The following is a 26,335-nucleotide window of genomic DNA, read 5'->3' as shown; positions in this document are numbered from 1 at the left end:
AATTGCCGCGGACCTTTGCCGGGGCCCGGGAGGGCGCCCGGGACGCCTCAGATCAGGGGGACGAGGGCGGTGATGCGCTTGCCGCCGGAGGGCAGGTCGGACACCTGGACGTCGCGGGCCAGCCGGCACACGATGGGCCAGCCGTGGCCGCCGGGGCGGCGCCGGCCCTCGCCGTCGACGGGCGGCACGGCGACCGGGAGGGCGTCGCTGCGGTCGCTGACGGACAGCAGGACGCCGGGGCCGTCGACGTCGACCTCGAAACCGGTGACTCCCCCGCCGTGCAGGATGGCGTTGGTGGTGAGCTCGGAGGCGACGAGCAGGGCGTCGGCCAGCGCCTCGGCGTCGCAGGGGGTACGGGTGGCCAGACAGCGTTCGGCCACCGCCCGCAGCACGGCCTCGCGGACGTCGGCGGGCCGGGACGGACAGGGCTGCCCGGAAGGCCGGTCGCCGGACAGCCGGACAACGGGTTCGACGAGGTGCTCCTCGCTCATGGGGCCTCCCTGGGCAGGTGACAGCAGTGGGCGGTTTTGCCTCGGACCTCCCTTTTCGGCTCACCTGTCACGGTTCAGGCAAACCTCCCGGGCCGTTTCCCGTCCGCCCCGTGTCGCTCGTCCACTGCGGGTACCCGTGTCGCATGACCGATGTGGTGGACTCGGACGAACTGCTGCGGCGCATCCAGCGGGCACGGGCCTGCGCGGCCCAGGAGGAGCGGGCCTGGCGGGCCCGGGGCGAGCGGCTGGGCCGGGAGGGTCCTGGGGACTCCGCCGAGGTACGGGACGCCGAGATCCGCACGGTGGCGTACGGGGTGGTGCTGCGGGTACTGGGCGAGATCCTGACGCCGGGCAAGCACGGGACGCCCGGCTGACGCGAGCCGAGGTGGACGCGACGGATCCGGACCTGGAGACGGTGCGGGTCGTCGCGTAGAGCACGTGCGGGTGGTCGCATCGAGACCGTGCGGGCGGCCGCGTGATCCCTGATTACGCGAACCTCTGGTCAATGGTTTATCGTTCACTCATACGTGGTGACGGAGTCGACCAGGCTCCTCCGGACACCACCGCTTTACGGCCCTGGCTGGCTTCCCCCGTCCAGCCAGGGCTTTTTCATGCCGTGACACGGTCCGGCCGCAGGTTTCCGGACCGGATCCCTCCGCCGAGGTGCCCCGAACGGCGGCAGCGGCTGAAATGAGTAGGGAGGGAAAGCACCCGGACCGCATCCCGGCGAGGAGCCCCGTCCCATGACCAAAGCGATCAAACTCCTGACCGCCCTCCCCCACCACCAGCGCGAGCGCATGATGACGCTGGCCCGTGAGGTGTACTTCCCGGAGGACACCCGCATCTTCGAATCCGGAGGGCACGCCGACCGCTTCTGGGTCATACGCTCCGGCGCCGTCTCCCTGGACCAGCGGCTGAACGAGGTGCAGCGGATCACCGTCGCCGGGCTCGGCGCGGGCGACCTGCTGGGCTGGTCCTGGCTGTTCCCCCCGTACGAGTGGGACTTCGGAGGGCTGGCGTTCACCCCGGTCCGGGCCTACGAGTTCGACGCGGCGACCGTGCTGAAGGTGTGCGAGGCGGACACCGCCCTCGGGCTGTCACTGGTCCGCTGTGTCGCCGAGGTGCTCGCGCACCGGCTGGAGATGACCCGCGGCCAGCTGATGGAGCAGTACGCGATGCGACGCGGCTTCGTGCTGTAGAACGACGCGGGCTCCGTGTTGCGGAACGCGGTCAGACCCGGTAGCGGCGCAGTGCCGGCATGGCGGCGGCCAGGGCCAGCATCACCACGGCCACGAGGATCCCGCCGCCCGTGACGGCCGTACGAGGGCCGAAGGCGGACCCGGCGGTGCCGTGCAGCACGTCCGCGAGACGAGGGCCGCCGGCCACGACGACGGTGAAGACGCCCTGCATGCGGCCGCGCATCTCGTCGGTCGCGGCGGACAGCAGGATCGCCCCGCGGAACACCATGGACACCATGTCCGCGACCCCGGCGAGGGCGAGGAAGGCGACCGCGAGCCACAAGCTGCCGCTGAGCCCGGACCCCGCGACGGCCAGCCCCCACACCACGACCGAGCCGATCACCATCCAGCCGTGCCGCCGCGCCCGGGAGAACGTGCCGGAGAAGAGCCCGCCCAGCACCGCGCCGAGCGGGATCGCGGCGAACAGCAGCCCCAGCGCGAAGCCCTCCCCGTACGGGGCGTACGTCTCGGAGGCGAGCTGCGGGAAGAGCGCCCTGGGCATGCCGAGGACCATGGCGACGATGTCGGCGAGGAACGACAGCAGCAGGACCGCGTGCCCCGAGATGTAGCGGAAACCCTCCAGGACGCCGCGCAGCCCGGCGCTCCCGGCCTTGGCGGCGGTGAGCGGCGGCAGAGCGGGCAGGCGGTACACCGCCCAGACGGTGACGCACAGCGCGAGGGCGTCGATCAGGTACAGCTCGGCCAGCCCGATCACGGGGATGAGGGCGCCGGCGAGGAGCGGCCCGGCGATCTGGCCGGTCTGCATCACGGTGGAGCCGAGCGCGTTGGCGGCGGGCAGTTCGTCCGCGGGGACCAGTCGGGCGATGGAGGCGCTGCGGGCGGGCGCGTTCAGTCCCCAGAAGGCCTGCTGGAGCGCGAGCAGCAGCATCAGCGTCCAGACGGACTCCAGGCCGGCGAAGGCCTGGACCCAGAACAGCAGCGAGGTGACCGCGATGCCGGTGTTGGTGAGCAGCAGCAGTTTGCGGCGGTCCATGCTGTCGGCGATCGCGCCGCCCCACAGGGCGAACACGATCAGCGGCAGCAGTCCGGCGAGGCTCGCGGCGCCGACCCAGGCGGAGGAGCCGGTGATGTCGTAGATCTGCTTGGGCACCGCGACGGCGGTGAGCTGGCTGCCGACCGCGGTGACCACGGTGGAGGCCCACAGCCGGCGGTAGGCGGGGCGGCGCAGTGGACGGGTGTCCATGGCGAACCGGCGCCATCCGCGCGGTGGGCCGTCCTCCTGTTCCGCCTTCGGTGTCCGGGGTTCGGTACTGCTCTCGCTGGTGTCCACGACCGTCCTGGTTGGTGCTTACATCCACTTGGCCGGGACTCACTATGGCAGGCCGCCCGTGCGGCGTGTCCTCAGGCTCCCGCGAGGAGCGTCGCACCGAGGACGATCATGGTGGTGGCCACCAGGGCGTCCAGCACCCGCCAGGCGGCCGGGCGGGCCAGGAACCGGCCGAGCAGCCGCGCGCCGAAGCCGAGCGCGGCGAACCAGCAGAGGCTGGCCAGCACGGCCCCGACGCCGAACGTCCAGCGTTCGGTCCCGTGGTCGGCGGCGACCGAGCCGACGAGGAACACCGTGTCCAGGTAGACGTGCGGGTTGAGCCAGGTCAGAGCGAGACAGGTGAGCACGGCCCGGCGCCGTGACCCGTCCACCTCCCCGCCCTCCGCCTCGAGGCCCCTGGGTGCCGGACGGACCACCCTGCGCGCGGCCAGGGCGCCGTAGCAGAGGAGGAAGACGCCGCCGATCCAGCCCACCACCGTCAGCGCCGAGGGCCAGGCCACCACGACCGCCCCGACGCCGCCGACGCCGAGCGCGATGAGGACGGCGTCGGAGAGGGCGCAGATCCCGACGACGGCGAGCACGGCGTCCCTGCGGATCCCCTGGCGCAGCACGAAGGCGTTCTGCGCGCCGATGGCGACTATGAGGGACAGTCCGGTGCCGAAACCGGCGAAGGCGGGGGCGAAAGCGCTGGTCATGGCGTCGACGGTAGGCCGGACGGAGTGGTTCAGTACAGCTAATGATTCTTACGTACCCTTAGCCGGTGTGATGGAGGACCTTCCGCTGGACCAGGTACGGACGCTGCTCGCGGTGGTCGACGAGGGGACGTTCGACGCGGCGGCCGCCGCGCTGCACGTGACGCCCTCGGCGGTCAGCCAGCGGGTGAAGGCGCTGGAGCAGCGCACGGGAAGGGTGCTGCTGCTGCGCACCCGCCCGGTGCGGCCCACCGAGTCCGGGGAGGTACTGGTGCGCCTGGCCCGGCAGGTGGCCCGGCTGGAGCGGGACGCGTACGCGGAGTTGGGGCTGAGCGGCGCCGGGGAGCCGACGCGGGTGTCGGTCGCGGTCAACGCGGACTCGCTCGCCACCTGGTTCCTGGACGCCCTGGTCCGGCTCCCCGCCCGGTCCCGGCTCTGCTTCGAGCTGCGCCGGGAGGACGAGTCGCACACGGCGACGCTGCTCCGCGAGGGCACGGTGATGGCCGCGGTGACGTCCTCCCCCGACCCGGTGCCGGGCTGCTCGGTGCGGCGCCTCGGCACCATGCGTTATCTGCCGGTGGCGCACCCGGAGTTCGCGGCGGAGCTGCTGACGGAGCCGCTGGAGGAGTCGGTGGCCGCCGCGCCGGTGGTGGTGTTCGACCGGCGGGACGACTTCCAGGACGGGTTCGTGCGCCGACTCACCGGGGGCCGCACGGGGGCGAGCACCCTGCGCCACTACGTGCCGACGTCGGAGGGGTTCGCCGAGGCGGTCGCGGCCGGACTGGGCTGGGGCATGGTGCCGGAGGCGCAGGCGGTGCCGCTGCTGCGGGCGGGCCGGGTCGTGGTGTTCGCACCGGGCCGGGAGGCCGACGCGCCCCTGTACTGGCAGCAGTGGAAGCTGAACTCCCCCGCCCTCGCGGCGGTCGCCGACGCCGTCACGGAGACGGCGGCCCGGACTCTGCACCCCTGACGGTGAGGCCGGCCAGCTCCCGCTCCGCGCTCGACAGCAGCATGTCGAGCGCCGTCGGACAGGCGCTCTCGACCATGCGGGCCGCGAGCAGCGGAGCGGCCTCGGCGATGCGCGGATGGGTGGCGGCGGACAGCCGGGCGTAGGTCGAGCGCCACATGTCCTCGTCGGCCCGCCGCGCCGCGTCGGGCAGCGCGAGGGAGGCGGCGTCGAGGGCGGCGAACGCCAGCGTGGTGTCGATGAACGCCTGGTAGACGCGGACGGTGTCGGCGGGCGGGAAGCCCGCGGTGCGCAGCACGTCCAGCACCGCCTCGTCGGCGGCCAGTTCGTTGGCCCGGCCGGAGACCCGGCTCGCGGTGAGGACGGCCGCCTGCGGGTGGGAGACGTAGGCGGCGTGGATGCGCAGGCCGAGGGCGCGCAGGTCCTGGCGCCAGTGCCCGGTGCGGTGCCAGCCGTCCAGCGCCTGGCCGATCAGCGCGTCGCCGATGGCGAGGGTCAGGTCGTCCATGCCGCGGAAGTACCGGTAGAGCGTGCTCGGGTCGCAGTCGAGGGCGAGTCCCAGGCGGCGGGCGGTGAGGCCCGCGCTGCCGTGCTCCCGGAGCAGCCGCAGCGCGGTCTCCACGATCAGCCGCTCCGACAGCACGACCCCGCTCCTGGTAGGCCTGCGGCGCCTCCGCCGCTCCTCGGGCACCACACGCTTGGCCATGTCCCCGCCTCCAGTCACGTCCGGCCCTTATGCCAACGCCATTGACCTTACGTCCGGCCCCGGCGTTTCATCACGCCAGGGGCCCCGCAGAACATTCCGGATCCACGCGGATCCATGAGGACGAAAGGGAGTGCTCCGTCATGCGCGTACTGCTGGTGGGAGCGGGCGGTGTGGGCACCGCCGTCACCCGGATCGCGGCCCGGCGGCCGTTCTTCGAGCTGATGGTGGTGGCCGACCACGACCCCGCCCGCGCCGAGGCCGCGGTGGCGGCGCTCGGCCCGGAGGGCGGCCGGTTCCGTGCCGAGCGGGCCGACGCCGCCGACGAGGCGCAGGTGACGGCGCTGCTGGAGCGGCACGGCTGCGACGTGCTGCTGAACGCCACCGATCCCCGTTTCGTGATGCCGCTGTTCCGCGCGGCGCGGGCGGGCGGCGCCGCCTACCTCGACATGGCGATGTCCCTGTCCCGTCCCCACGGCGAACGGCCGTACGAGGAGTGCGGGGTGAAGCTGGGCGACGAGCAGTTCGCGCACGCCGCCGAGTGGGAGGAGGCCGGGCTGCTGGCGCTGGTCGGCATGGGCGTGGAGCCGGGCCTGTCGGACGTGTTCGCCCGGTACGCGGCCGACGAACTCTTCGACCGGATCGAGGAGATCGGCGTCCGCGACGGCGCGAACCTCACGGTGGACGGCTACGGCTTCGCGCCGTCGTTCAGCATCTGGACCACCATCGAGGAGTGCCTCAACCCGCCCGTGGTCTACGAGAAGGACCGCGGCTGGTACACCACCGAACCCTTCAGCGAGCCCGAGGTGTTCGACTTCCCCGAGGGCATCGGCCCGGTGGAGTGCGTGAACGTGGAGCACGAGGAGGTGCTGCTGGTCCCCCGCTGGGTGGACGCCGGCCGGGTCACCTTCAAATACGGTCTGGGCCGCGAGTTCACCGACACCCTGCGCACGCTGCATCTGCTGGGCCTGGACCGCACCGAGCCGGTCACCGTGCCCGGCCCGGACGGGCCCGTGAAGGTCTCCCCGCGGGACGTCGTCGCGGCCTGCCTGCCCGACCCGGCGACCCTCGGCGACCGCATGCGCGGCAAGACCTGCGCGGGCACCTGGGTGCGCGGCACCAAGGACGGGGCGCCGCGCGAGGTGTACCTGTACCACGTGGTCGACAACCAGTGGTCGATGAGCGAGTACGGCTGCCAGGCGGTGGTGTGGCAGACGGCCGTCAACCCGGTCGTCGCGCTGGAGTTGCTGGCGACCGGCGCCTGGTCCGGGGCGGGCGTGCTCGGCCCCGAGGCGTTCCCGGCCGGACCGTTCCTGGACCTCCTCACCGAGTACGGCTCGCCCTGGGGGCTGCGCGAGCAGTGACCGCTTCCACGCGGATCGCGCTGTTTCACGACGACTTGACAGGTCACCCGAAAGGAAGCAAGGCATCCGAAAGGGTGCGCACCGACTTCGGACGCAGGTGACTTTCGATGGACAACTGGCGGCACAGCGCGGCCTGCCGGACCGAGGACCCCGAGCTGTTCTTCCCGATCGGCACCTCCGGACCGGCGCTGTTGCAGACCGAGCAGGCCAAGGCGGTCTGCCGCGGCTGCCCCGTGCAGGAGCAGTGCCTGGAGTGGGCCCTGGCGACGGGGCAGTCCATCGGCGTGTGGGGCGGCACGAGCGAGACGGAGCGCCGCGCGCTCAAGCGGCGCATCGCGGCCCGCCGTTCGTCGGGCAGGGCCTGACGGACGAGGCGGGCGGTGCGGGAGTGACGGCGCGAGCGGCCCCCGGGGATCTCCCCGGGGGCCGCTTCCGTGTGCGCCCGCCGGGGACGGCGCGGGGCGTCCCGCTCGCCGTGCCCGGGCCCGGGCGTCGCAGTAGGCTCGCAGCGACCAGGCGGAAGGGGCCCACCATGAGCGTGCGCGTGCGGCGCGTCTACGAAGCGCCCGAGCCCGACGACGGGGTGCGGGTCCTCGTCGACCGGCTGTGGCCGCGCGGCCTGTCGAAGGACGCGGCCCACGTCGACCGGTGGCCGAAGGGGCTGACCCCGTCCACGGAGCTGCGCCGCTGGTACCACGCCGACGAGGGCACCTTCGAGGAGTTCCGCGAGCGCTACGAGGCGGAGCTGGCCGACCGGGAGGCGGCGGAACAGCTGGAGCAGGTGCGGGAGCTGGCCGGGGACGGCACGGTGACCCTGCTGACCGCCTCCAAGCAGCCGGAGCGCAGTCACGCGGAGGTGCTGGCCCGGCTGCTCTCGGAGTGAGGCGACGTTCCGGCCGGCGCTACGCCGTCTGCGCGCACGCCGCCCGGCCCGCCGCGCGGCCCGAGAAGAGGCAACCGCCGAGGAAGGTGCCCTCGAGGGCGTTGTAGCCGTGGACGCCTCCGCCGCCGAAGCCCGCGACCTCGCCGGCCGCGTACAGCCCGTCGACCGGGCTGCCGTCGACGCCCAGCGCGCGGGAGTCAAGGTCGGTCTGGATGCCGCCGAGCGTCTTGCGGGTGAGGACGTGCAGCTTGACGCCGATCAGCGGGCCCGCCGCCGGGTCGAGGATGCGGTGCGGGGTGGCGACCCGGCCGAGCCGGTCGCCGATGTAGCGGCGGGCGTTGCGGATGCCCTGCACCTGGGCGTCCTTGCTGTAGGCGTTGGCGAGCTGCAGGTCGCGCGCCTCGATCTGCCGCCGGACGAGGGCCGCGTCGAGCAGCGGCTCGTCGGTGAGGGCGTTCATCTTGTCGACGAGTTCCTCGACGGTGTCGGCGGTGACGAAATCGGCGCCCTTGCGCAGGAAGGCGTCCACCGGACCTGGCGCCCCCTTGCCGAGGACGCGTTCGCGCAGGAAGCCGGCGCGGTCCTTGGCGGTGATGTCCGGGTTCTGCTCGGAGCCGGAGAGCGCGAACTCCTTCTCGATGATCTTCTGCGTGAGGACGAACCAGGAGTGGCTGTACGGCGCGATGTCCTCGGTGGTGCGCAGGTGCCCGAGCGTGCCGAGGGTGTCGTAGCCGGGCAGGCAGGGCTCGGGCAGCCGCCGGCCGAGGGCGTCGAACCACATGGAGGACGGGCCGGGCAGGATGCGGATGCCGTGGCCCGGCCAGACCGGGTCCCAGTTCCGGATGCCCTCGGTGTAGTGCCACATGCGGTCGCGGTTGACCAGCCGGACGCCCGCGCGGGCGCTGATGTCCAGCATCCGCCCGTCGACGTAGGCGGGGACGCCGGTGACCATCTCGCGCGGCGGGGTGCCCAGCCGCTCGGGCCAGTGCTTCCGGACGATGTCGTGGTCGGCGCCGATGCCGCCGCTGGTGACGATCACGGCCTGCGCGGTCAGTTCGAACTCGCCGACGGCCTCGCGGCTGGAGGCGACGCCGCGCGGTGAGTCGTCTTCGGCCAGCACGGTGCCGCGCACCCCGCGGGCGGCGCCGTTCTCCAGGACCAGTTCGTCGACGCGGTGGCGGTGGTGGAAGGTGAGCAGGCGGTCGCGCACCGCCTGACGGGCGTACCGGGTGAAGGGGGCGACGACGCCGGTGCCGGTGCCCCAGGCGATGTGGAAGCGGGGCACGGAGTTGCCGTGGCCGCCGGCGCGCAGGTCGCCGCGCTCGGCCCAGCCGACGGTGGGCAGGAAGGTGATGCCGTGGCCGTCCAGCCAGGACCGCTTCTCCCCGGCCGCCCACTCGACGTAGGCGCGCGCCCAGCGCCGGGCCCAGGAGTCCTCGTCGTCGAGCCGGTCGAAGGCGGCGCTGCCCTGCCAGTCGTTCCACGCCAGCTCGAAGGAGTCCTTGACGCCGAGGCGGCGCTGCTCCGGTGACCCGACCAGGAACAGCCCGCCGAACGACCAGTAGGCCTGGCCGCCGAGGTTGGCGGCGTTCTCCTGGTCGACGAGTGCGACCCTGCGGCCCTTGCTCGTCAGTTCGTGGGCCGCGACGAGGCCCGCGAGGCCCGCTCCGACGACGATGACGTCGGCATCCATGGCGACCGTCCCTTCCTTGTGGCGTCCGGAGGCTGTCGTCCGGGGCTTCACCCGGTGAGCAGCGCGGTGAGCAGTTGTCTCAGCCAGGCCCGGGCGCGTTCGACGTCCCGGTCCAGCAGCAGTTGGGTGGTGACGCCGTCGTAGGCGGCGACCACGGCGTGCGCGGCTTCCTCGGCGTCGCCGAGCACGGCGGGCAGCGCGGTGTGGCCGCGGGCCCGCTCCAGGCGGTCGGCGACGGCCCGCCGCAGCCGGGCCCGGTGGTCGAGGAGCGTGTGCGCCACGCGGGGGTCGCGGGCGGCGTGCACCAGGAAGTCGGTCTTCACCAGCAGCCACTCGCGGTCGAGCAGGAGCACCTCGGAGACCCGGTGGACAGCGGCGGCCACGTCGAGGTCGGGCCCGTCGGAGGCGAGGGCGCCGGCCACCTGCTCGGCGATCAGGTCGGCGCGCTGGGCGTAGAGCGCGAAGAACAGCTCGTCCAAGCCGGCGAAGTTGGAGTAGAAGGCGCCGCGGGTGTAACCGGCGGCCTCGCAGATCTCCTCAATGGAGACGCGCCCGAAGCCCTTGGCCGCGAAGACGGTGAAGGCGGCGTCCAGCAGGTGGGCGCGGGTGCGCAGCCGGCGTGCGGTGACGCGCCCGGTCCCGGTGTCCGCCATGCCGTGCCCCCTCCCCGCCGTCCGATACGGGAACGTATCCGATACACCGGTGTATCGAACACCCCCCGGAGCAGGGCAGCCGTCCGGACGAAGGTCTTTCTAGAACGTATTTTCGATTAGGGGTACGCTGGCTCCCATGAGCACGCACCACCTCACGGCGCTCCAGGGCTCGCTCTTCGACCAGGACGACGAGCTGCGGCTCGGCACGCTCGACGGGGTGCGCCGCACCGAACTCGGCCGGGGCGCCTGGATCGACCTGCTTCCCGGCTGGCTGCACGGCTCCGACGCGCTCTTCGACCACCTGGCCTCCGAGGCCCCCTGGCGGGCCGAGCGGCGCCAGATGTACGACCAGGTCGTCGCCGTGCCGCGGCTCCTGGCGTACTACGGCGTCGGCGCCCCGCTCCCCCACCCGGTCCTCGCCGAAGCCCGCGACGCGCTCAGCGCCCGTTACGCGGAGGAGCTGGGCGAGCCGTTCGCCACGGCCGGACTCTGCTACTACCGGGACGGCCGGGACAGCGTCGCCTGGCACGGTGACCGGATCGGCCGGGGCGCCCGCGAGGACACGATGGTCGCCATCCTGTCCGTGGGCGCGCCCCGCGACCTGCTGCTGCGCCCGGTCGGCGGCGGCGAGACCGTGCGCCGCCCGCTGGGCCACGGCGACCTGGTCGTCATGGGCGGCTCCTGCCAGCGCACGTGGGAGCACTGCGTGCCGAAGAGCAACAAGGCCGCCGGGCCGCGCATCAGCATCCAGTTCCGCCCGCGCGGGGTGAACTGACCCCGTCCGGGACCACGGCGGAAGCCTGTCCTCCCCAGCCGGGCCTCCCCCGCACCGGGTCCACCCGGGCGGGGAGGAGCGACGGCCGCCGACACGGGGCCGCCGGGCGCGGGGTCCGGGCCCGGGGTGCGGCGGTGGGCGGTGACGCGGTGGCTGTCCGGGACCCGGCCGACGGCATGCCCGAAGGGTGGACGACCGCGCCCGCACGCCCCCTGATCTGCTTTTCTGTGCTCGTTCGACCGGTACGAGGCACGACTGGCGAGGCGACCATGAAGACAACGGTGCGGCAGGTGGCGGACGGCACCTTTCTGGTGCACGGCACGAGCACGAACTGGGTGATCCTCACCGAGGGGGACGCCGTCACACTGATCGACACCGGCTACCCCCGCGACCGCGAGGGACTGCTCGGATCGCTCGCGGAGGTCGGTGCCGCGCCGGAGGCGGTGGCGGCCGTGCTGATCACGCACGCGCACAACGACCACCTGGGGTCGGCCGAGTTCCTGAACGCGACCTACGGCACCCCGGTGTACACGCACAAGGAGGAAGTGCCGCACGCCCGCCGGGACTTCCTGCACCAGGTGACCGCGGCGCGGGTGCTGCGCAACGGCTGGCGTCCCGGCGTGCTGCCGTGGGCCGCGCACGCCCTGCGCGCCGGCGGCACGGCGAACGTGGCGGTCACCTCGCCCCAGCCGTTCCCGGTGTCCGGCGACGGTGAACCGCTCGACCTGCCGGGCCGGCCCGTGCCGGTGCACACGCCCGGCCACACCGCCGGGCACTGCGCCTTCCACCTGCCGCACGTCGGGGCGGTGGTGTCCGGCGACGCCCTGGTCAGCGGGCACCCCGTCTCCCGTGTCCAGGGCCCGCAGTTGCTGACCGACATGTTCCACCGTGAGCGCGCCCGCGCCGTGCGGTCGCTGGACGTGCTGGCGGAGCTGGAAGGCGACCTGCTGCTGCCCGGGCACGGCCCGCTCCACCGGGGCCCTGTGCGGGACGCCGCCCTGCTCGCCCGGGAGCGCGCGCAATAGGCTGAGACGATCACTCACGGGACGATCACCTTCGAGACGAGGACACCGCCGCCATGGCACTGCAGATCAACGCCACCAACCCGGAGCACCCCGCGCTCCTGTTGGAACTGCCGTGGCACCTGCCGCTGGAGGAGTGGCCCGACAAGTACCTGGTGCCGCTGCCGCGCGGCATCTCCCGGCACGTCGTGCGCTACGCCCGCGCCGGCGACGAGGTCGTCGCGGTGAAGGAGCTCGCCCGGCGCCCCGCGCTGCGCGAGTACGAGCTGCTGCGCGACCTGGACCGGATCGGCATCCCCGCGGTGGACCCGCTCGCCGTGGTGACCGGCCGCACCGACCCGGACGGGGAGCCACTGGAGTGCGTGCTGATCACCCGGCACCTCGGCGGCTCCATGCCGTACCGGTCGATGTTCGAGACGACGATGCGGCCGGCCACCATGCACCGGCTGATGGACGCGCTCGCCGTGCTGCTGGTGCGGCTGCACCTGGCCGGCTTCGCCTGGGGCGACTGCTCGCTGTCCAACACGCTGTTCCGGCGTGACGCGGGCGCCTTCGCCGCCTATCTGGTGGACGCCGAGACCGGCGACCTGCACCCCGAACTCACGCGCGGTCAGCGGGAGTACGACCTGGACCTGGCGCGGGTCAACATCAGCGGCGAGCTGCTCGACCTGGAGGCCTCCGGCGCGCTGCACCCCTCCGTCGACCCGATCGACTTCGGCACCGAGATCTGCGCCCGCTACCAGGAGCTGTGGAAGGAGCTGACCCGCACCTCGGTGTACCCGGCCGGCAAGCACCACTACATCGAGCGCCGCATCCGCCGCCTGAACGAACTCGGCTTCGACGTGGCCGAGATGCAGATCGAACACGCCTCCAACGGCGACTCGGTCACCTTCGTGCCGAAGGTGGTGGACGCCGGGCACCACCAGCGCCAGCTGCTGCGGCTGACCGGTCTGGACACCGAGGAGAACCAGGCCAGGAGGCTGCTGAACGACCTGGAGAGCTGGATGGCCACCCAGGACGACTACGCCCCGGGCGACCCCCTCGGCGCCCGTCCCGAAGTGCTCGCCCACCGCTGGGTGCGCGAGGTGTTCCGGCCCACCGTGCGGTCCGTGCCGCCGGAGCTGCGCGGGCAGATGGACCCCGCGCAGATCTACCACGAGTTGCTGGAGCACCGCTGGTACCTGTCCGAGCGGGCCCAGCACGACATCGGGCTGGACACCGCCGTCGAGGACTACATCCGGCGGGTGCTGCCGAAGCGGCGGGAGCCGCTGCGGCCCGCGGAGGAGTAGCCGGGCGACCGGGGTCAGGCGGGCGGCACGACCGCCACCGGGCAGTCCGCGTGGTGCAGCACGCCGCCCGCGACGGAGCCGATCCGCGCGCCCACGGCCGAGCGGCGGGCGCGGCGGCCGACCACCATCAGCTGGGCCGTGCCCGACACCGACAGCAGCACCTGTCCGGCGCTGCCCATCTCCACGTGCTCCACGACGCGCACGTCCGGGTAGCGCTCGCGCCACGGCGCGAGGGCGGCCGCCAGGTTCTTCCGCTCGAACGGCTCGAGGCCGCCGGCCTCGTCGAGGAGCTGCAGGGAGGCGGGGCTGTACGCGAACACCGGCGGCAGCGTCCAGGCGCGCACGGCCCGCACGGTGGCGCCACGGCGGGCCGCGGTCTCGAAGGCGAAACCGAGCGCGGCGGCGCTGTCCTCCGGGTCGCCCTCCTGGCCGACCACGATCTCGCGTCCGGCCACCTCGTCCGAGGCCTTGTCGCCGGCCCGGACGAACACCACCGGGCACGCGGCGTCCACGATCACCTGCTGGCCGACGGAGCCCACCAGGAACCCCACGAGCCGCCCGTGCCCGCGCGAGCCCAGCACCAGCATCCCGGCGTCGGCCGCGGCGGCCGTCAGTGTCTCCACGGCGTCGCCCTCAAGCACGTCCGTGGTGACGTCCAGGCCGCCGTGGCGTTCCCGGGCGGCGCGCACCGCCTCCTCGGCGGCGTCCCGTACCCACTGCTCCTGGGCGGCCCTGTCCCCGGTCTCCAGCGCGTCGTGCGCCTCGTACCGCCAGGCGTGCACCACCCTGAGCGGCAGGTCCCGGCGGACCGCCTCCCTGGCCGCCCAGGCCAGCGCCGCGAGGCTCTCCTCGGTGCCGTCGATCCCTGCCGTGATCGGGCGCGTCATGCCGTTCCTCCCGGAGTCGTGTTCCTGCGCGACCAGTCTCCCCTACCGGGCCGCCGCCCCCGCACCGCGGTCACCTCGTACGACGCCCCCGCGTCCTCGCCTTCCCGTGCGGACCTCGCGCACGCCCGCGCGCCCGGCGGCCCCCGCACATACGATGGGCACGGGCCGGTGCGGAGGACGCGACACGGAGTCGGTCCGCCGCGCCGGGGATCCGACCACGCTGTGGGGGTCGCATGTCACAGCCCGCCGACGCCGCCCGGACCGTCATCATGACCGTGGACGACGACCCGGGTGTATCGCGCGCCGTGGCGCGGGACCTCAGGCGGCGCTACGGGGCGTCGTACCGCATCGTGCGCGCCGAGTCCGGCGAGTCAGCCCTGGAGGCGCTGCGCGAACTGAAGCTGCGCGGCGATCTGGTGGCGGTGATCCTCGCCGACTACCGGATGCCGCGGATGAACGGCATCGAGTTCCTGGAGCGCGCCATGGACGTGCATCCGGAGGCCCGCCGGGTGCTGCTCACCGCGTACGCGGACACCGGCGCCGCCATCGACGCGATCAACGTCGTCGACCTCGACCACTACCTCCTCAAGCCGTGGGACCCGCCGGAGGAGAAGCTGTACCCGGTGGTGGACGACCTGCTGGAGGCGTGGAAACGCAGCGACCACCGGCCGGTGCCCAGCACCAAGGTGGTCGGGCACCGCTGGTCGGCGCGCTCCTCCGACGTGCGGGAGTTCCTCGCCCGCAACCAGGTGCCCTACCGCTGGTACTCGTGCGACGAGCCCGAGGGGCGGCGGCTGCTGGCGGCGGCGGAGGAGGACGGGATGCGGCTGCCTCTGGTGATCACGCCGGACGGGACGCCCCTGGTGGACCCGGACCCCGCCGACCTGGCCGCGCACGTGGGTCTCGCCACCACGCCGGCGGCCGACTTCTACGACCTGGTGGTGATCGGCGGCGGCCCGGCGGGGCTGGGCGCGGCCGTGTACGGGGCGTCGGAGGGTCTGCGCACGGTGCTGGTGGAACGGTCGGCGACCGGCGGGCAGGCGGGGCAGAGCTCGCGGATCGAGAACTACCTGGGCTTCCCCGACGGCGTGTCGGGGGCGCAGCTCACCGATCGGGCTCGGCGGCAGGCCACCCGGTTCGGCGCGGAGATCCTCAGCGCCCGGGAGGTGACCGGCCTGGACGTGGGCGGCGCGGCCCGGGTGGTGCGGTTCGACGACGGGTCGCAGGTCGCCGCGCACAGCGTGATCCTTGCGACCGGGGTGTCCTACCGGCGGCTCACGGCGCCGGGCTGCGACGAATTGGGCGGCTGCGGCGTCTACTACGGTTCCTCGCTGACCGAGGCGCCCGCCTGCCAGGGCCAGGACGTGTACATCGTGGGCGGCGCCAACTCGGCCGGGCAGGCGGCGATGTACCTGTCCCGGTTCGCCAAGCAGGTGACGCTGCTGGTACGCGGTCCTGACCTGGCCGCGTCGATGTCGTACTACCTGATCGAGCAGATCCGCCGGGTGCCGAACATCGCGGTGCGGTGCGGCACGGTCGTCGAGGAGGCGCACGGCGACGGCCATCTGGAGCGGCTGACACTGCGCGAGACGGCCGGCGGCACCGACGTGGTGGACGCGCAGTGGCTGTTCGTGTTCATCGGGGCCGCCCCGCTGACCGACTGGCTGGACGGCACCGTGCTGCGCGACGGGCGCGGCTTCATCCTGGCCGGGCCCGACCTGACGGCCGACGGGCGCCCGCCGGCCGGCTGGGAGCTGGACCGGCCGCCGTACCACCTGGAGACCAACGTGCCCGGCGTGTTCGTCGCGGGCGACGCGCGCGCGGAGTCGGCCAAGCGTGTCGCCTCCGCCGTCGGAGAGGGAGCCATGGCCGTGATGCTCGTCCACCGTTACCTGGAGCAGTCGTGAGCGCGCGGCCGGTGGAGTGCCTGCCGGAAGAGATCGGCTCCCTGTTCCTGTTCGAGAAGCTCACCCCCGAGCAGCTCGGGCGGCTGTGCGAGGCCGGCCGGGTGGAGCAGTACGAGCCGGGCGCCGTCTACGCCGAGGGCGACCCTGCCACCTGTTTCTACGTGATGGTGGAGGGCACGGTCGTGCTGTCCCGGCGGGTCGGCGGGGACGACGTGGAGGTCACCCGCACCTCGCAGCGCGGGGTGTACGCGGGGGCGATGCAGGCGTACCTCGGCGACCGGGTGCCGCAGGTCTACAACAACTCGCTCCGGGTGACGGAGCCGACGCGGTTCTTCGTGCTGCCCGCGGACACCTTCGCGGACATCATGCAGGACTGGTTCCCGATGGCGGTGCATCTGCTGGAAGGGCTGTTCTTCGGGGTGAAGAACGCCCAGCAGGCGGTCGGCCAGCGGGAGCGGCTGCTGGCCCTCGGGTCGCTGTCCGCGGGGCTCACGCACGAGCTGAACAACCCGGCCGCGGCGGCCGTGCGGGCGACGGCCTCGCTGCGGGAGCGGGTGGCGAAGATGCGCCGCAAGCTGCGCGTGATCTCGGAGGGCGCCTACGACCGGGAGACGCTGGCGGGGCTGATCGAGATCCAGGAGCGCACGGCCGAGCGGGTCGCCAAGGCGCCGGTGCTCGGCCCGCTGGAGGCGTCCGACCGGGAGGACCTCCTGTCCGACTGGCTGGACGACCACGGCGTGACCGAGGGCTGGCGGGTCGCCCCCACGTTCGTGCAGGCGGGACTGGACACGGACTGGCTGGAGCAGGTGGCAGCGGCCGTGGACGAGGAGATGCTGCCGAGCGCGGTCGGGTGGCTCAACTACACCGTCGAGACCGAGCTGCTCATGAACGAGATCCAGGACAGCGCGGCCCGCATCTCCCACCTGGTCGACGCCGCGAAACAGTACTCGCAGCTCGACCGCGCCCCCTTCCAGGTCGCCGACGTGCACGAACTCCTCGACAGCACCCTGCTGATGCTGTCGGGGAAGCTGGGCAAGGCCATTCGCGTCGTCAAGGAGTACGACCGCACCCTGCCGCGCGTCCCGGCGTACCCGGCGGAGCTGAACCAGGTGTGGACCAACCTCGTGGACAACGCGGTCGCGGCGATGCGCGAGGCGGACGGGGAGGGCACGCTGACGGTGCGCACGGCGCGGGAGGACGACCGCCTGCTGGTGGAGTTCGGCGACACCGGACCCGGCATCCCCGCGGAGATCCGCGACCGGGTGTTCGACCCGTTCTTCACGACCAAGCCCGTGGGCGAGGGCACCGGGCTGGGCCTGGACATCTCCTGGCGGATCGTGGTCAACAAGCACCACGGCAGTCTCCGGTTCGAGTCCGAGCCGGGCGACACCCGCTTCCAGGTGCTCCTGCCGCTCACTTCCCCCGCCTCCGACGACCCCCTACAGGAGGAGTCCGTATGACCACCGAACACGCCATCGACCCCAGCGTGCCGCCCTCGGGCGCGGGCTGCGCCGACTGTGACGCCTCGGGCGGCTGGTGGTTCCATCTGCGGCGGTGCGCGCAGTGCGGCCACGTCGGCTGCTGCGACAGCTCACCGGGACAGCACGCCACCGCCCACTTCGGGGCCACCGGGCACCCTGTGGTCAGCAGTTACGAGCCGGGCGAGGACTGGTTCTGGAACTACGCCACCAACGAGCTGTACGAGTCGGGGCCGTCGCTGGCGCCGCCGGTGAGCCACCCGGCCGAGCAGCCCGCGCCCGGACCCGCGGACCGGGTGCCCGCCGACTGGACGCGGGCCCTGCACCGCTGAGCCGCAGCCTTCCGGCGGCCCGGGAACCCGCGGGCCCCGTCCGTCGTTGTCCGGACACCCCACACCTGTCGGACGACGGCGAACAGGGCGGTGTCATGAGCGAGTTGATCCCCGGCGGCAACATCCCGCTCCCAGGTGGTGCGGTGACCGTCCGGGTGCCCGGGCCGTTCGACGTGTCCGCGCTGGTCACGGACGACGGCCGGAAGGTGTCGGGGGACGCCGACTTCGTCTTCTACAACCAGCCCTCCGCGCCGGGCGCGCGGCTCGGCGGGGACACGCTCGTCGTCGACCCGGCGGCGCTGCGCGCGGGCGCCACCCGGGTCACGGTCGCCGTCAGCCCCGAGGAGCCCGGCACCCCGCTCAGCGCGCTGCCCTCCCCTGTCCTGGAGGTCACCGGCCCCGGCGGACGCGCGCTGGCCCGCTTCCGGCCGCCGCGCCCCGACCGGGAGACGGTGCTGCTGCTCGCGGAGGTCTACCGGCGCGGCGACGGCTGGAAGCTGCGCGCGCTGGGTCAGGGGTACGCGGACGGACTGGCCGGTCTCGCCCGGGACTTCGGCGTCGACGTGGAGGACGACGAGGGAGCGGTGTCCACCCGTACCGCCCCGGTCGTCACCGGCAGGGCGCCGGTGAGCCCCGCCCCGGTGGTCCGGGCCGCCCCGCGGACGCACCCGGCCGTCCCGCCCCGCCCCGCGGCCCCGCCGTCCGCCGGGGGCGACTTCCTGGACCTGGTCAACTCCGCGCGCGGAGCAGCCGGTTCGCCGCCGGTGTCGCACGACGGGCGGCTGGCCGAGGCGGCCCGCCGGCACGCGCGGGCGATGGCGCGCGGCGGACGGCTCGGCGTGGAGGGCCCGGACGGCGTGCCGGTGTACCGGCGCGTGGTGGCCGCCGGGTACCCGTACCTCACCGTCGGCGAGCACCTGGTGTCCGGGCCGCTGTCCGTGGACCGGTTCGTGGGCCACTGCCTGCGGCACGAGGCGGCCCGCCGCACGGTGTGCGATCCGGCGTTCACACACGCCGCCGTGGCCTCCTGCGAGGGCGGCGGGGACACGTACTGGACGGCGCTGTGGGCGCGTCCGCTCACCCCGGAGGGCCTGGACCGCACTGCGGCGGAGGTCGTCGAGCTGACCAACAGGGAGCGCACGCGGGCCGGTCTGCCGCCGTTGTCCCGCGACCCGCTGCTGACCACGGCCGCGCAGGCGCACAGCGGCGACATGGTGGCGCGGGACTTCTACGCGCACACGGCCCCGGACGGGAGCAAGCCCTGGGACCGTGCCGCCGCCGCGGGCTCCCGGTGCCGCACGGTCGGCGAGAACATCGCGTGCGGGCAGCGGTCCGCCGCCGAGGTGGTGCGCGGCTGGATGAACAGCCCGGGGCACCGCGCGAACATCCTCGGGCCGGGGTTCACGCACATCGGCGTCGGCTTCGCGGGCGGCGGCCGGGCGGGCACGTACTGGACGCAGTTGTTCGGCGGCTGAGCGCGCGGCCGAATTCGTGTCGTGTCGTACGTGCCCGGTTCTGGCCGGGGCGCCGGGGGGCGGGCGAGGATGGCCCCCATGAAGGGTGACCTGTTTTCCAGTGAGCACATGGTGCAGCCGGCCGCGGCCCCGGGCATGACGGTGGAGAACGCCAAATGCCTGCGCTACACCGTCGACGGCGAGATGCTCGCCCGCCAGGGCGCGATGGTCGCCTACCGCGGCAACCTCCAGTTCGAGCGCAAGGGCCAGGGCGTGGGCGGCATGCTCAAGCGCGCGGTGACCGGTGAGGGGCTGCCGCTGATGGCCGTGCGCGGGCAGGGCGAGGCCTGGTTCGCGCAGGAGGCGCAGAACTGCTTCGTCGTCGAGATCGGCCCCGGCGACGAGTTCACCGTCAACGGCCGCAACGTGCTGTGCTTCGACGCCACGCTGTCCTACCGCATCGCCACCGTGAAAGGCGCCGGCATCACGGGCGGGGGCCTGTTCAACAGCGTCTTCACCGGGCACGGCAAGCTGGGCCTGGTCTGCGAGGGCAGCCCGCTGGTGATCCCGGTGACGCCGCAGAGCCCGGTGTACGTGGACACCGACGCGATCGTCGGCTGGACGGCGGGCCTGTCCACCTCGCTGCACCGCTCCCAGTCGCTGGGCTCGATGCTGCGCGGCGGCTCGGGCGAGGCGGTGCAGCTGCTGCTCCAGGGTCAGGGACACGTCGTGGTCCGGCCGAGCGAGGCGCCGCCGCACAAGGCGCAGCAGCGCTGAACCTCGTTGACCCCGGCCGTCCGCCGGGTGAGGCTGGGGCACGGCGCGGATCACGCCCCCGCGCCGGAAAGGTGACAGTCGTGATCGAGATCGCCGACATCGAAACCGCCGCCGAGCGGATCGCCGGGCACGTGGTGCGCACACCGACCGTGCCGAGCCCCGGCCTTTCGGCACTGCTCGGGGTGCCGGTGACGGCCAAGCTGGAGCTGCTCCAGCACACCGGGTCGTTCAAGGTGCGCGGTGCGGCGGCGAAGCTGCTGGCGCTGGGCGGGGCGGAGCGGGCCGCCGGAGTGGTCGCGGTGAGCGGCGGCAACCACGGCATCGCGCTGGCGGTGACGGCCGCCGCGCTCGATGTGAAGGCGACCGTGGTGATGCCGCGTTCGGCGCCCGTGCGGGCCGTGGAGATCGCGCAGGCGTCGGGCGCCACGGTGCGGGTCACGGACGACATGGCCGGGGCGTTCGCCCTCACCGCGGAGCTGCGGGAGGAGGGCCTGACCCTGGTGCACCCCTTCGACGACCCGGTGGTGATCGCCGGTCAGGGGACCGTGGGACTGGAGTTCGCCGAGGACGCCGGTGAGCTGACCGACGTGCTGGTGAGCATCGGCGGCGGAGGGCTGATCGCCGGGGTCGCGGCGGCGCTGCGCGCCCGGCGGCCCGGGGTGCGGGTGTGGGGCGTGGAGACCGAGGGGGCGCAGGCGATGTCCGAGGCGCTGGCGGCGGGCGGGCCGGTGCCGGTCGCGCTGTCCTCGATCGTCTCCACGCTCAGCGCGCCCGCCGTGTCGCAACTGACGTACGACCATGTCGCGGAGCTGGTCACGGAGGTGCTGGTGGTGCCGGACCGGGAGGCGGTGCAGGGCTCGCTGGACCTGGCGGATCACGCCAAGGTGTGGGCGGAGCCTGCCGCCGGCTGTCTGCTCCCGGCCGCCCGCCGGGTGCTGGAGCGGGTCGGCGAGGACGCCAGCCTGGGTCTCGTGGTGTGCGGCGGGAACGCCACCACTACCGACATGATGGCGTGGACGGACCACTTCTCCCTGCGCTGAACGCGGCGGTCCGCGCGAGGCGTGCGCCCGGCCGTTGAACGCTCCGCCCCCTCTCCTCCGTATCAGGGGGGACGGAAGTCAGCGGTTCGACGAGGGATCACCGGACGAGGGATCACCAATGGGCTGGGCGCACGCCTCCACCGACCGGCCGGTCGCCGGCCGCTACCGGCTGGTCGAGATCACGCACCGCGAGACCAACCGGGTCAGCTGGTACGCCGACGACCTGGTGACGGGCCGGCCCTGTCTGGCCACCCGCATCGAGCTGCCCGCGGCCGCCTCGGAGGGCGTCCGCCGCGCGCCTTCCCGGATCCTTCGGGCCACCGAGAACGTGGCCCGGCTCTGCCCGGACCGGATCGCGGACGTCGTCGACGCGGTCGGCGAGGGCGGCTGCCTGTGGACGGTCACGGCGTGGATCGACGGCGCCCCGCTGGACGACGTCCTGCTCCAGCAGGGCACGTTCGCACCCGCGCGGGCGGCGCGCGTCGCCCTGGACCTGCTCGACGTGCTGGACGCGGCGCACGCGGAGGCCGTCACCCACGGCGAGCTGAGCCCGGGCCAGCTTCATCTGCGCGAGACCGGCCCGGTGATCGTCACCGGCTACGGCGTGGCGGGCACGACATCGGCGCCCCGACTCACCGCGCCGTCGTACGCGGCGCCGGAACAGGCGCGGAACGAGCAGGTCGGCCCGGCCGCCGATCTGTGGGCGCTGGGCGCGATCCTCTACACGATGCTGGAGGGGCGCCCGCCGTTCCGGGACCGGGGCAGGGTCGCGGCCACGCTGCGCGGGGTGGACCGGCTGCCGCTGCGCCCGCCGGTGCGCTGCGGGCCGCTCACCGAGGTCGTCACGGGCCTGCTGCGCAAGGAGCCACGGGAGCGCCCGGGCCGCCAGGTGGTGCGGGACGTACTGACCCGGGTGCTGCGGGAGGCCCCGGGCTGCGGCGCCGAGCCGGGCGAGGCGTACGCGACGGCCGGGCGGGGGTGGAAGCGGAAGGGTGTGCTCGTCGGGACGCCCCTCGCGGTGCTCACGGTGACGGCGGCCGTGGTCGCGGCGGCGACCGGTCTGCCCGACGGCGGCGACGACCGGGCCGGCGGCGGTCCCGCCGCGTCGGCGTCCGCACCGGCCGGAGGGGCCGGGGCGGCGGACACCGCCCCGCGGGTCCCGCCCTCGGCCGGCGCCGCCCCTCCGTCGTCCACGCCTCCCTCCTCTCCCCCGCCGCCCTCTCCGTCCGGGTCCGCCTCGCCGTCCCCGTCCGACCCCGGCGGCCTGCCGGCGGGCTTCCGCACCTACCGGGCTCCGGAGGGGTTCTCCGTCGCGCTGCCCGGGGGCTGGGAGCGGCAGCGGACCTCCCGCGCCGCGGAGCTGTCCTACCGCGTCACGTTCGGCTCCGAGGACGACCCGCGCACCCTCGCCGTCACCTACAGCGAGCGCGTGGGGGCGGACCCCGTCGCCGTGTGGCGGGACACCGTGGAACCGGGCCTCGCGCGCGCCGGCGCCTATCGGCGGATCGGCGCCATCGAGGCCACGACGTACCAGGGCCGTGAGGCCGCCGACATGCAGTGGATCACCGCGGACGACGGCGCCCGGGTACGCACCTTCGGCCGAGGCTTCCTGCTGGGCGGCGGCCGGGGCTTCTCCCTGCGCTGGACCACCCCGGCCGCCGACTGGACGAACGCCGACAGCCAGGAGACCCTGCGCACGGTCCTGCGCACCTTCCGGCCCGGCACGGCGGCGTAGGGCGGCCCTTCGTCCAGGGGCCCTAGCCGCGCGGGGCCCGCAGTGCGCGCAGGGGCCAGGGGACCAGCGGTGTGGTGAGCCAGTGCGCGCGGAAGGTGCGGTCGGTGAGGGCGCAGGTGACGCGCAGCCGGTGCGGGGTCTCCAGGAAGGCGACGTCGACGGTGAGCGTGTCGGGTCCGTGCCAGCCGCCGGTGACCGCGACCGGCACCGCGCCCTCGGTGACCGTCCAGTCCGTGCCGGTCCAGCGGGCCGCCAGCCGGTGGCCGCCCTCCTCGAGGGTCAGCGTCCAGCCGCCGCCGTCGTCCGCCGTGAGTTCGGCGGCAGTCAGCTTCGGCTGCTCGGCGACGAGCCCGCCCTCCGCGGCGAAGGCCGCCCCGGCCCAGTCACCGGTCCCCGGCGCGGGAGCGCCGTCCGTCGCCGGCAGGGCGAGGCGCTCCAGACGCTCGCGGAGGGCCGTGTCCTCGGCGTCGCGCCCGGTCAGCGGGGTGTCGCCGAATGCGGGCAGCAGGTGCCGCCACACCAGTTCGAGGTAGCGCTGCATCTCCGCGGTGGCGGACGTCGCGGCGATCACCGCGTCGTGCTCGGGCAGCACGACACAGAACTGGCCGTAGGCCCCGTCGCCGCGGTAGCCGTGCCGGCCCCGCCAGAACTGGTAGCCGTAGCCCTGGTCCCAGTCGGGGCGGTCGTCGCCGCCCATGGCGCCGGCGGTGTCGATGTGGGCACGGGTGGCGCGCTCCACCCATCCCTCGGGCAGCAGCCGCTCGCCCTGCCAGACGCCGTCGTTCAGATACAGCAGGCCGAACCTCGCTATCGCGTCGGTGGTGGTGTGCAGTCCGGCGAAGCCGATCTCGCGTCCGGCGCGGTCACGGGACCACAGCGCCTCGTCGATGCCCAGCGGGTCGAACAGCCGCGGCCGCAGATACTCCACGAGGGTCTGCCCGGTGACCCGCTGCACGATCGCGGCGAGGGCGTACGTGCAGGGCTGGTTGTAGGTGAACAGGGTGCCCGGGTCGCGCTGGGGCGGCTGGAGCAGGAAGCCGCGCACCGGTTCGGCCGGGTCGGCGCCGAACGCCTCGTCGACGGTCTCGTGGTCGTGTCCGCTGGCCATGGACGCCACGTGACGCACCAGCATCGCCCGGCTGCGCGGGTCGGTGATGTCGGCGTCGATCTCCGGGAAGTACGACAGCACGGAGGCGTCGAAGTCGATCAGCCCCTCCCCCTCGGCGAGCCCGGCCGCGGTCGAGGCGAAGCTCTTGCTGAGCGAGTACAGCAGATGAGGGCGTTCGGCGGTCCAGGGCGCCCACGAGCCGGAGGCCACGACCTTGCCGTGGCGCACGATCGTCACGCCGTGCGGTTCGATGTCCGGGTCGGCCTCGAGCGCGTCGAGGAAGGCGTGGACGCCGGACGCGTCGACGCCCTGGGTCGCGGGGGCTGCGGTCGGGAGGGCTCGGTGGGTCATGGGGGCATCCTGCCCGGGGCACCGGCGGGTGATCCACCGTTTTCGCCGGTCGCCGCGGGGGACCCGGACGCCATGGTGCAATTCGGGTACACGATGATGACCGAGCAGGCCGGCCCGCGTGAGCTGGTGGAGCACGTGGTGCGCGCCGAGAACGCGGGCTTCGACTTCTCGGTGACCTCGGACCACTACTTCCCCTGGCTGGCCGAGCAGGGCCACTCGCCGTACGCGTGGAGCGTGCTGGGTGCGGCCGCGCAGGCCACCTCACGGATCCCGCTGATGACGTACGTGACGTGTCCGACGAAGCGGTACCACCCGGCGGTGGTGGCGCAGAAGGCGGCGACGATGCAGCTGCTGTCGGACGGCCGGTTCCGGCTGGGACTGGGGTCCGGCGAGAACCTCAACGAGCACGTGGTGGGCGGCGGCTGGCCGCCGGTGGACGTACGCCACAAGATGCTCGAGGAGGCGGTGGAGATCATCCAGGCGCTGTTCGAGGGCGGTCATGTGAACTACCGGGGCGAGCACTTCGACGTGGAGTCGGCCAAGCTGTGGGACCTGCCGGACCAGCCGCCGCCGATCGGGATCGCGGTCTCGGGCAAGCGGTCGTGCGCCCTCGCGGGGCACCACGCCGACCTTATGATCGCCACCGAGCCGAAGCCGAAGCTGCTGGAGATGTTCGACGAGCACGGCGGTGAGGGAAAGCCGCGCGTGGGCCAGCTGCCGGTGAGCTACGACCCGGACCGGGACACCGCCGTGGAGCGGGCGCACGCCCAGTTCCGCTGGTTCGGCAACGGCTGGAAGGTGAACTCCGAGCTGCCGCACCCGGACTCCTTCGCGTCGGCGACCCAGTTCGTACGGACCGACGACGTCGCCTCCTCGATCCCCTGCGGCAGCGACCCGGACGACTTCGTCGAGGCGGTCCGCCCGTACGCCGAGGCCGGTTTCACGGAGATCGCCCTGGTGCAGATCGGCGGGGAGTCGCAGTCGGCGTACCTGGACTGGGCGGAGCGGACGCTGCTGCCGGCGCTGCGGAAGGCCTTCGGCTGACGGTCCGTGCGTGAGGTGTGACGGATTCACCCGGAGAGCTGAGCATCTCTCCGGGATCCGGGGTACTAGAGGGCTCTACGTCGGTACGTCCCGGAGGCACTAGGTGAACTCGTTCGTGCACAAGACCCTGGTGGTGGAGCTCCAGGCGGGCGACACGGAGCGCTTTCCCGTGCTCGCCCACCTGAGTTACGACCCGTCGGACCCGTTCGCCGTCACGGCCGTCTTCACCCTCGACGGCCGCGTGCTGGCTCGCTGGCAGCTGGACCGGGAGATGGTCACCGACGGGCTGAGCCGCCCGGTCGGCATCGGCGACGTACGGCTGCGTCCGCAGGCCCGCGGGGTGGGGCGGGAGCTGCGGATGGAGTTCCTGGGCGAGGCGCGCCCGGACGGCGGCCGGCACCACGCGGTCGTGTTCGCCTGGGCGGAGGCCGTCGGGGAGTTCCTGACCGAGACCCACCGGATGGTGCCGCCGGGGTGCGAGGAGGTCCGGGTGGACGACTTCCTCGCGGACGTCCTGGCCAACAGGTGAACCCTCGTGAGCCGTCGCGGGTCAGCGCGTGGTGTGGCGGTAGCGCGCCCACAGGGGCAGCCCGAACCAGCACAGCAGGTACCAGAACACCACCCCGGCCACCAGGTACGGCACGAAGTCGTCGTGGGTGGCCACACGCAGGATGAGCAGCAGCGAGGAGCTGGTGGTGACCAGCAGGAGCGCCAGTCCCAGCAGGGTGAGCCGTGAGGCCCACTGGACCGCCTGGGGTTTGATGCGCCGTCCGCTGACGAGCCGGTGCAGCGACACCGGGCCGATCAGTGCCCCGGTCGCGCAGGCGCCCAGCACCACCGTGACGATGTAGATGGTCTTGTCGGTGCCGGACAGGTCCTCGTAGGTCGGGGTGAACACGACCGTCAGAAGGAAACCGAACAGGATCTGCACGCCCATCTGGGCCACACGGACCTCCTGGATGAGCTCGGTCCACATCCGGTCCGCTCTCTCCTCCTCGGTCTCGTTGCGCCCCCGGCGCCTGCTCCCGTCCTGCTCCGCGTCCGGCACGGTGCCTCCTTCGATCGGGTTTCCCCCTCCCGGTTTCCCCGCTTTCCCGGAAAAGAGAGCTGCCCCCCACCGCCGGTTTGGCCGCGCGGGGCACGGTTACACGGTCGGCGACACGA

The 26,335-nt window shown here is 73.6% G+C and carries 27 protein-coding genes; 18 read left to right on the top strand and 9 right to left on the bottom strand.

Features of this window, described 5'->3' with window-relative positions; translation table 11 throughout:
* Nucleotides 1-47 precede the first annotated feature (47 nt).
* Complete coding sequence (locus ACF1AG_RS20825) at nt 48-491, bottom strand: ATP-binding protein (protein WP_359601454.1); 444 nt, start codon at nt 489-491, stop codon at nt 48-50.
* Nucleotides 492-634: 143 nt separating this feature from the next.
* Between ACF1AG_RS20825 and ACF1AG_RS20820 the strand changes: the two genes are divergently transcribed.
* Both ACF1AG_RS20820 and ACF1AG_RS20815 read left to right on the top strand, forming a co-directional pair.
* The gene (locus tag ACF1AG_RS20820; protein ID WP_391810173.1) at nt 635-865 is read left to right on the top strand and encodes a hypothetical protein; all 231 of its coding nucleotides are present in this window, start codon (nt 635-637) and stop codon (nt 863-865) included.
* A 369-nt stretch (nt 866-1,234) separates the two neighbouring features.
* Entirely contained in the window at nt 1,235-1,690 is a 456-nt protein-coding gene (locus tag ACF1AG_RS20815) for a cyclic nucleotide-binding domain-containing protein (protein WP_359601456.1), read from the top strand.
* A gap of 31 nt (nt 1,691-1,721) precedes the next feature.
* On the opposite strand, the gene ACF1AG_RS20810 is transcribed toward ACF1AG_RS20815, so the two are convergent.
* Nucleotides 1,722-3,020 carry an MFS transporter gene (locus ACF1AG_RS20810; RefSeq protein WP_387796924.1) on the bottom strand — a complete coding sequence of 433 codons (1,299 nt, stop codon included), beginning with the start codon at nt 3,018-3,020 and terminating at the stop codon, nt 1,722-1,724.
* Between the two features lie 71 nt (nt 3,021-3,091).
* Nucleotides 3,092-3,712 (bottom strand): LysE/ArgO family amino acid transporter, encoded by a 621-nt coding sequence (locus ACF1AG_RS20805; RefSeq protein WP_391810172.1) that lies wholly within the window; start codon nt 3,710-3,712, stop codon nt 3,092-3,094.
* A gap of 70 nt (nt 3,713-3,782) precedes the next feature.
* Here ACF1AG_RS20805 and ACF1AG_RS20800 point away from each other — a divergent pair, with 70 nt between their 5' ends.
* Entirely contained in the window at nt 3,783-4,679 is an 897-nt protein-coding gene (locus ACF1AG_RS20800; protein ID WP_359601483.1) for a LysR family transcriptional regulator ArgP, read from the top strand.
* On the opposite strand, the gene ACF1AG_RS20795 is transcribed toward ACF1AG_RS20800, so the two are convergent.
* Complete coding sequence (locus ACF1AG_RS20795; protein WP_359601459.1) at nt 4,645-5,382, bottom strand: TetR/AcrR family transcriptional regulator; 738 nt, start codon at nt 5,380-5,382, stop codon at nt 4,645-4,647. The two genes, ACF1AG_RS20800 and ACF1AG_RS20795, sit on opposite strands and share 35 nt — an antisense overlap.
* Before the next feature lie 140 nt (nt 5,383-5,522).
* On the opposite strand from ACF1AG_RS20795, the gene ACF1AG_RS20790 reads away from it, so the two are divergent.
* The 3 genes from ACF1AG_RS20790 to ACF1AG_RS20780 all read left to right on the top strand — a co-directional run bounded on the left by ACF1AG_RS20790 (nt 5,523) and on the right by ACF1AG_RS20780 (nt 7,626).
* On the top strand, nt 5,523-6,743 hold the full coding sequence (locus ACF1AG_RS20790; protein WP_359601460.1) for a saccharopine dehydrogenase C-terminal domain-containing protein: 1,221 nt from the start codon (nt 5,523-5,525) through the stop codon (nt 6,741-6,743).
* A 107-nt stretch (nt 6,744-6,850) separates the two neighbouring features.
* Nucleotides 6,851-7,108 carry a WhiB family transcriptional regulator gene (locus ACF1AG_RS20785; protein ID WP_359601461.1) on the top strand — a complete coding sequence of 86 codons (258 nt, stop codon included), beginning with the start codon at nt 6,851-6,853 and terminating at the stop codon, nt 7,106-7,108.
* 167 nt (nt 7,109-7,275) lie between these two features.
* Nucleotides 7,276-7,626 (top strand): DUF488 domain-containing protein, encoded by a 351-nt coding sequence (locus tag ACF1AG_RS20780; protein ID WP_391810171.1) that lies wholly within the window; start codon nt 7,276-7,278, stop codon nt 7,624-7,626.
* Between the two features lie 19 nt (nt 7,627-7,645).
* On the opposite strand, the gene ACF1AG_RS20775 is transcribed toward ACF1AG_RS20780, so the two are convergent.
* Nucleotides 7,646-9,319: an FAD-binding dehydrogenase gene (locus ACF1AG_RS20775; RefSeq protein WP_391810170.1), complete on the bottom strand. Its 1,674-nt coding sequence runs from the start codon at nt 9,317-9,319 to the stop codon at nt 7,646-7,648.
* Between the two features lie 47 nt (nt 9,320-9,366).
* Nucleotides 9,367-9,972, bottom strand: coding sequence for a TetR family transcriptional regulator (locus tag ACF1AG_RS20770; protein WP_359601464.1), 606 nt, complete (start codon nt 9,970-9,972; stop codon nt 9,367-9,369).
* 136 nt (nt 9,973-10,108) lie between these two features.
* On the opposite strand from ACF1AG_RS20770, the gene ACF1AG_RS20765 reads away from it, so the two are divergent.
* From ACF1AG_RS20765 to ACF1AG_RS20755, 3 genes are all read left to right on the top strand, one after another.
* On the top strand, nt 10,109-10,747 hold the full coding sequence (locus ACF1AG_RS20765) for an alpha-ketoglutarate-dependent dioxygenase AlkB (protein WP_359601465.1): 639 nt from the start codon (nt 10,109-10,111) through the stop codon (nt 10,745-10,747).
* A 269-nt stretch (nt 10,748-11,016) separates the two neighbouring features.
* Nucleotides 11,017-11,772 carry an MBL fold metallo-hydrolase gene (locus ACF1AG_RS20760; RefSeq protein ID WP_359601466.1) on the top strand — a complete coding sequence of 252 codons (756 nt, stop codon included), beginning with the start codon at nt 11,017-11,019 and terminating at the stop codon, nt 11,770-11,772.
* Between the two features lie 53 nt (nt 11,773-11,825).
* The gene (locus tag ACF1AG_RS20755; protein WP_359601467.1) at nt 11,826-13,058 is read left to right on the top strand and encodes a DUF4032 domain-containing protein; all 1,233 of its coding nucleotides are present in this window, start codon (nt 11,826-11,828) and stop codon (nt 13,056-13,058) included.
* Nucleotides 13,059-13,072: 14 nt separating this feature from the next.
* Here ACF1AG_RS20755 and ACF1AG_RS20750 read toward each other — a convergent pair whose 3' ends face one another.
* Complete coding sequence (locus ACF1AG_RS20750; protein ID WP_359601468.1) at nt 13,073-13,945, bottom strand: universal stress protein; 873 nt, start codon at nt 13,943-13,945, stop codon at nt 13,073-13,075.
* Between the two features lie 233 nt (nt 13,946-14,178).
* Here ACF1AG_RS20750 and ACF1AG_RS20745 point away from each other — a divergent pair, with 233 nt between their 5' ends.
* The 7 genes from ACF1AG_RS20745 to ACF1AG_RS20715 all read left to right on the top strand — a co-directional run bounded on the left by ACF1AG_RS20745 (nt 14,179) and on the right by ACF1AG_RS20715 (nt 22,668).
* Nucleotides 14,179-15,852, top strand: a complete 1,674-nt coding sequence (locus ACF1AG_RS20745) for an FAD-dependent oxidoreductase (RefSeq protein ID WP_387796941.1) — start codon at nt 14,179-14,181, stop codon at nt 15,850-15,852.
* A complete protein-coding gene (locus tag ACF1AG_RS20740) occupies nt 15,849-17,312 on the top strand; it encodes an ATP-binding protein (protein WP_359744567.1) in 1,464 nt (487 codons plus the stop codon). Before ACF1AG_RS20745 ends, ACF1AG_RS20740 begins: the two co-directional genes overlap by 4 nt.
* Nucleotides 17,309-17,662 (top strand): UBP-type zinc finger domain-containing protein, encoded by a 354-nt coding sequence (locus ACF1AG_RS20735; protein WP_391810169.1) that lies wholly within the window; start codon nt 17,309-17,311, stop codon nt 17,660-17,662. The genes ACF1AG_RS20740 and ACF1AG_RS20735 overlap by 4 nt, the downstream gene beginning before the upstream one ends.
* A gap of 95 nt (nt 17,663-17,757) precedes the next feature.
* Nucleotides 17,758-19,137, top strand: coding sequence for a CAP domain-containing protein (locus ACF1AG_RS20730; protein WP_391810168.1), 1,380 nt, complete (start codon nt 17,758-17,760; stop codon nt 19,135-19,137).
* A gap of 78 nt (nt 19,138-19,215) precedes the next feature.
* The gene (locus ACF1AG_RS20725) at nt 19,216-19,893 is read left to right on the top strand and encodes an AIM24 family protein (RefSeq protein WP_359601473.1); all 678 of its coding nucleotides are present in this window, start codon (nt 19,216-19,218) and stop codon (nt 19,891-19,893) included.
* A gap of 80 nt (nt 19,894-19,973) precedes the next feature.
* Entirely contained in the window at nt 19,974-20,933 is a 960-nt protein-coding gene (locus ACF1AG_RS20720; RefSeq protein ID WP_387796947.1) for a threonine/serine dehydratase, read from the top strand.
* Nucleotides 20,934-21,051: 118 nt separating this feature from the next.
* Complete coding sequence (locus ACF1AG_RS20715) at nt 21,052-22,668, top strand: serine/threonine-protein kinase (RefSeq protein ID WP_359601475.1); 1,617 nt, start codon at nt 21,052-21,054, stop codon at nt 22,666-22,668.
* 22 nt (nt 22,669-22,690) lie between these two features.
* Here ACF1AG_RS20715 and ACF1AG_RS20710 read toward each other — a convergent pair whose 3' ends face one another.
* Entirely contained in the window at nt 22,691-24,127 is a 1,437-nt protein-coding gene (locus tag ACF1AG_RS20710) for a serine hydrolase domain-containing protein (protein WP_359601476.1), read from the bottom strand.
* Nucleotides 24,128-24,199: 72 nt separating this feature from the next.
* Here ACF1AG_RS20710 and ACF1AG_RS20705 point away from each other — a divergent pair, with 72 nt between their 5' ends.
* Together ACF1AG_RS20705 and ACF1AG_RS20700 are read left to right on the top strand one after the other, a co-directional pair.
* Nucleotides 24,200-25,171, top strand: coding sequence for an LLM class F420-dependent oxidoreductase (locus ACF1AG_RS20705; protein WP_391810167.1), 972 nt, complete (start codon nt 24,200-24,202; stop codon nt 25,169-25,171).
* Nucleotides 25,172-25,274: 103 nt separating this feature from the next.
* Nucleotides 25,275-25,700, top strand: a complete 426-nt coding sequence (locus ACF1AG_RS20700; RefSeq protein WP_359601478.1) for an SsgA family sporulation/cell division regulator — start codon at nt 25,275-25,277, stop codon at nt 25,698-25,700.
* A gap of 21 nt (nt 25,701-25,721) precedes the next feature.
* On the opposite strand, the gene ACF1AG_RS20695 is transcribed toward ACF1AG_RS20700, so the two are convergent.
* A complete protein-coding gene (locus ACF1AG_RS20695; RefSeq protein ID WP_359601479.1) occupies nt 25,722-26,219 on the bottom strand; it encodes a DUF6328 family protein in 498 nt (165 codons plus the stop codon).
* Between the last annotated feature and the right edge of the window lie 116 nt (nt 26,220-26,335).

Source organism: Streptomyces sp. NPDC014764, assembly GCF_043082785.1.
Classification (GTDB): Bacteria; Actinomycetota; Actinomycetes; order Streptomycetales; family Streptomycetaceae; genus Streptomyces; species Streptomyces althioticus.
Note: the sequence above shows the minus strand (reverse complement) of the source record. Positions and strands in the feature narration are given on the sequence as shown.

Coding starts and splice junctions, on each gene's coding strand:
- ACF1AG_RS20805 (WP_391810172.1), bottom strand. CDS start 3,712: ATGACCAGCGCTTTCGCCCCCGCCTTCGCCGGTTTCGGCACCGGACTG.
- ACF1AG_RS20715 (WP_359601475.1), top strand. CDS start 21,052: ATGGGCTGGGCGCACGCCTCCACCGACCGGCCGGTCGCCGGCCGCTAC.
- ACF1AG_RS20760 (WP_359601466.1), top strand. CDS start 11,017: ATGAAGACAACGGTGCGGCAGGTGGCGGACGGCACCTTTCTGGTGCAC.
- ACF1AG_RS20735 (WP_391810169.1), top strand. CDS start 17,309: ATGACCACCGAACACGCCATCGACCCCAGCGTGCCGCCCTCGGGCGCG.
- ACF1AG_RS20750 (WP_359601468.1), bottom strand. CDS start 13,945: ATGACGCGCCCGATCACGGCAGGGATCGACGGCACCGAGGAGAGCCTC.
- ACF1AG_RS20800 (WP_359601483.1), top strand. CDS start 3,783: ATGGAGGACCTTCCGCTGGACCAGGTACGGACGCTGCTCGCGGTGGTC.
- ACF1AG_RS20770 (WP_359601464.1), bottom strand. CDS start 9,972: ATGGCGGACACCGGGACCGGGCGCGTCACCGCACGCCGGCTGCGCACC.
- ACF1AG_RS20790 (WP_359601460.1), top strand. CDS start 5,523: ATGCGCGTACTGCTGGTGGGAGCGGGCGGTGTGGGCACCGCCGTCACC.
- ACF1AG_RS20795 (WP_359601459.1), bottom strand. CDS start 5,382: ATGGCCAAGCGTGTGGTGCCCGAGGAGCGGCGGAGGCGCCGCAGGCCT.
- ACF1AG_RS20820 (WP_391810173.1), top strand. CDS start 635: ATGACCGATGTGGTGGACTCGGACGAACTGCTGCGGCGCATCCAGCGG.
- ACF1AG_RS20730 (WP_391810168.1), top strand. CDS start 17,758: ATGAGCGAGTTGATCCCCGGCGGCAACATCCCGCTCCCAGGTGGTGCG.
- ACF1AG_RS20755 (WP_359601467.1), top strand. CDS start 11,826: ATGGCACTGCAGATCAACGCCACCAACCCGGAGCACCCCGCGCTCCTG.
- ACF1AG_RS20725 (WP_359601473.1), top strand. CDS start 19,216: ATGAAGGGTGACCTGTTTTCCAGTGAGCACATGGTGCAGCCGGCCGCG.
- ACF1AG_RS20785 (WP_359601461.1), top strand. CDS start 6,851: ATGGACAACTGGCGGCACAGCGCGGCCTGCCGGACCGAGGACCCCGAG.
- ACF1AG_RS20710 (WP_359601476.1), bottom strand. CDS start 24,127: ATGACCCACCGAGCCCTCCCGACCGCAGCCCCCGCGACCCAGGGCGTC.
- ACF1AG_RS20765 (WP_359601465.1), top strand. CDS start 10,109: ATGAGCACGCACCACCTCACGGCGCTCCAGGGCTCGCTCTTCGACCAG.
- ACF1AG_RS20815 (WP_359601456.1), top strand. CDS start 1,235: ATGACCAAAGCGATCAAACTCCTGACCGCCCTCCCCCACCACCAGCGC.
- ACF1AG_RS20705 (WP_391810167.1), top strand. CDS start 24,200: ATGGTGCAATTCGGGTACACGATGATGACCGAGCAGGCCGGCCCGCGT.
- ACF1AG_RS20780 (WP_391810171.1), top strand. CDS start 7,276: ATGAGCGTGCGCGTGCGGCGCGTCTACGAAGCGCCCGAGCCCGACGAC.
- ACF1AG_RS20745 (WP_387796941.1), top strand. CDS start 14,179: ATGTCACAGCCCGCCGACGCCGCCCGGACCGTCATCATGACCGTGGAC.
- ACF1AG_RS20775 (WP_391810170.1), bottom strand. CDS start 9,319: ATGGATGCCGACGTCATCGTCGTCGGAGCGGGCCTCGCGGGCCTCGTC.
- ACF1AG_RS20825 (WP_359601454.1), bottom strand. CDS start 491: ATGAGCGAGGAGCACCTCGTCGAACCCGTTGTCCGGCTGTCCGGCGAC.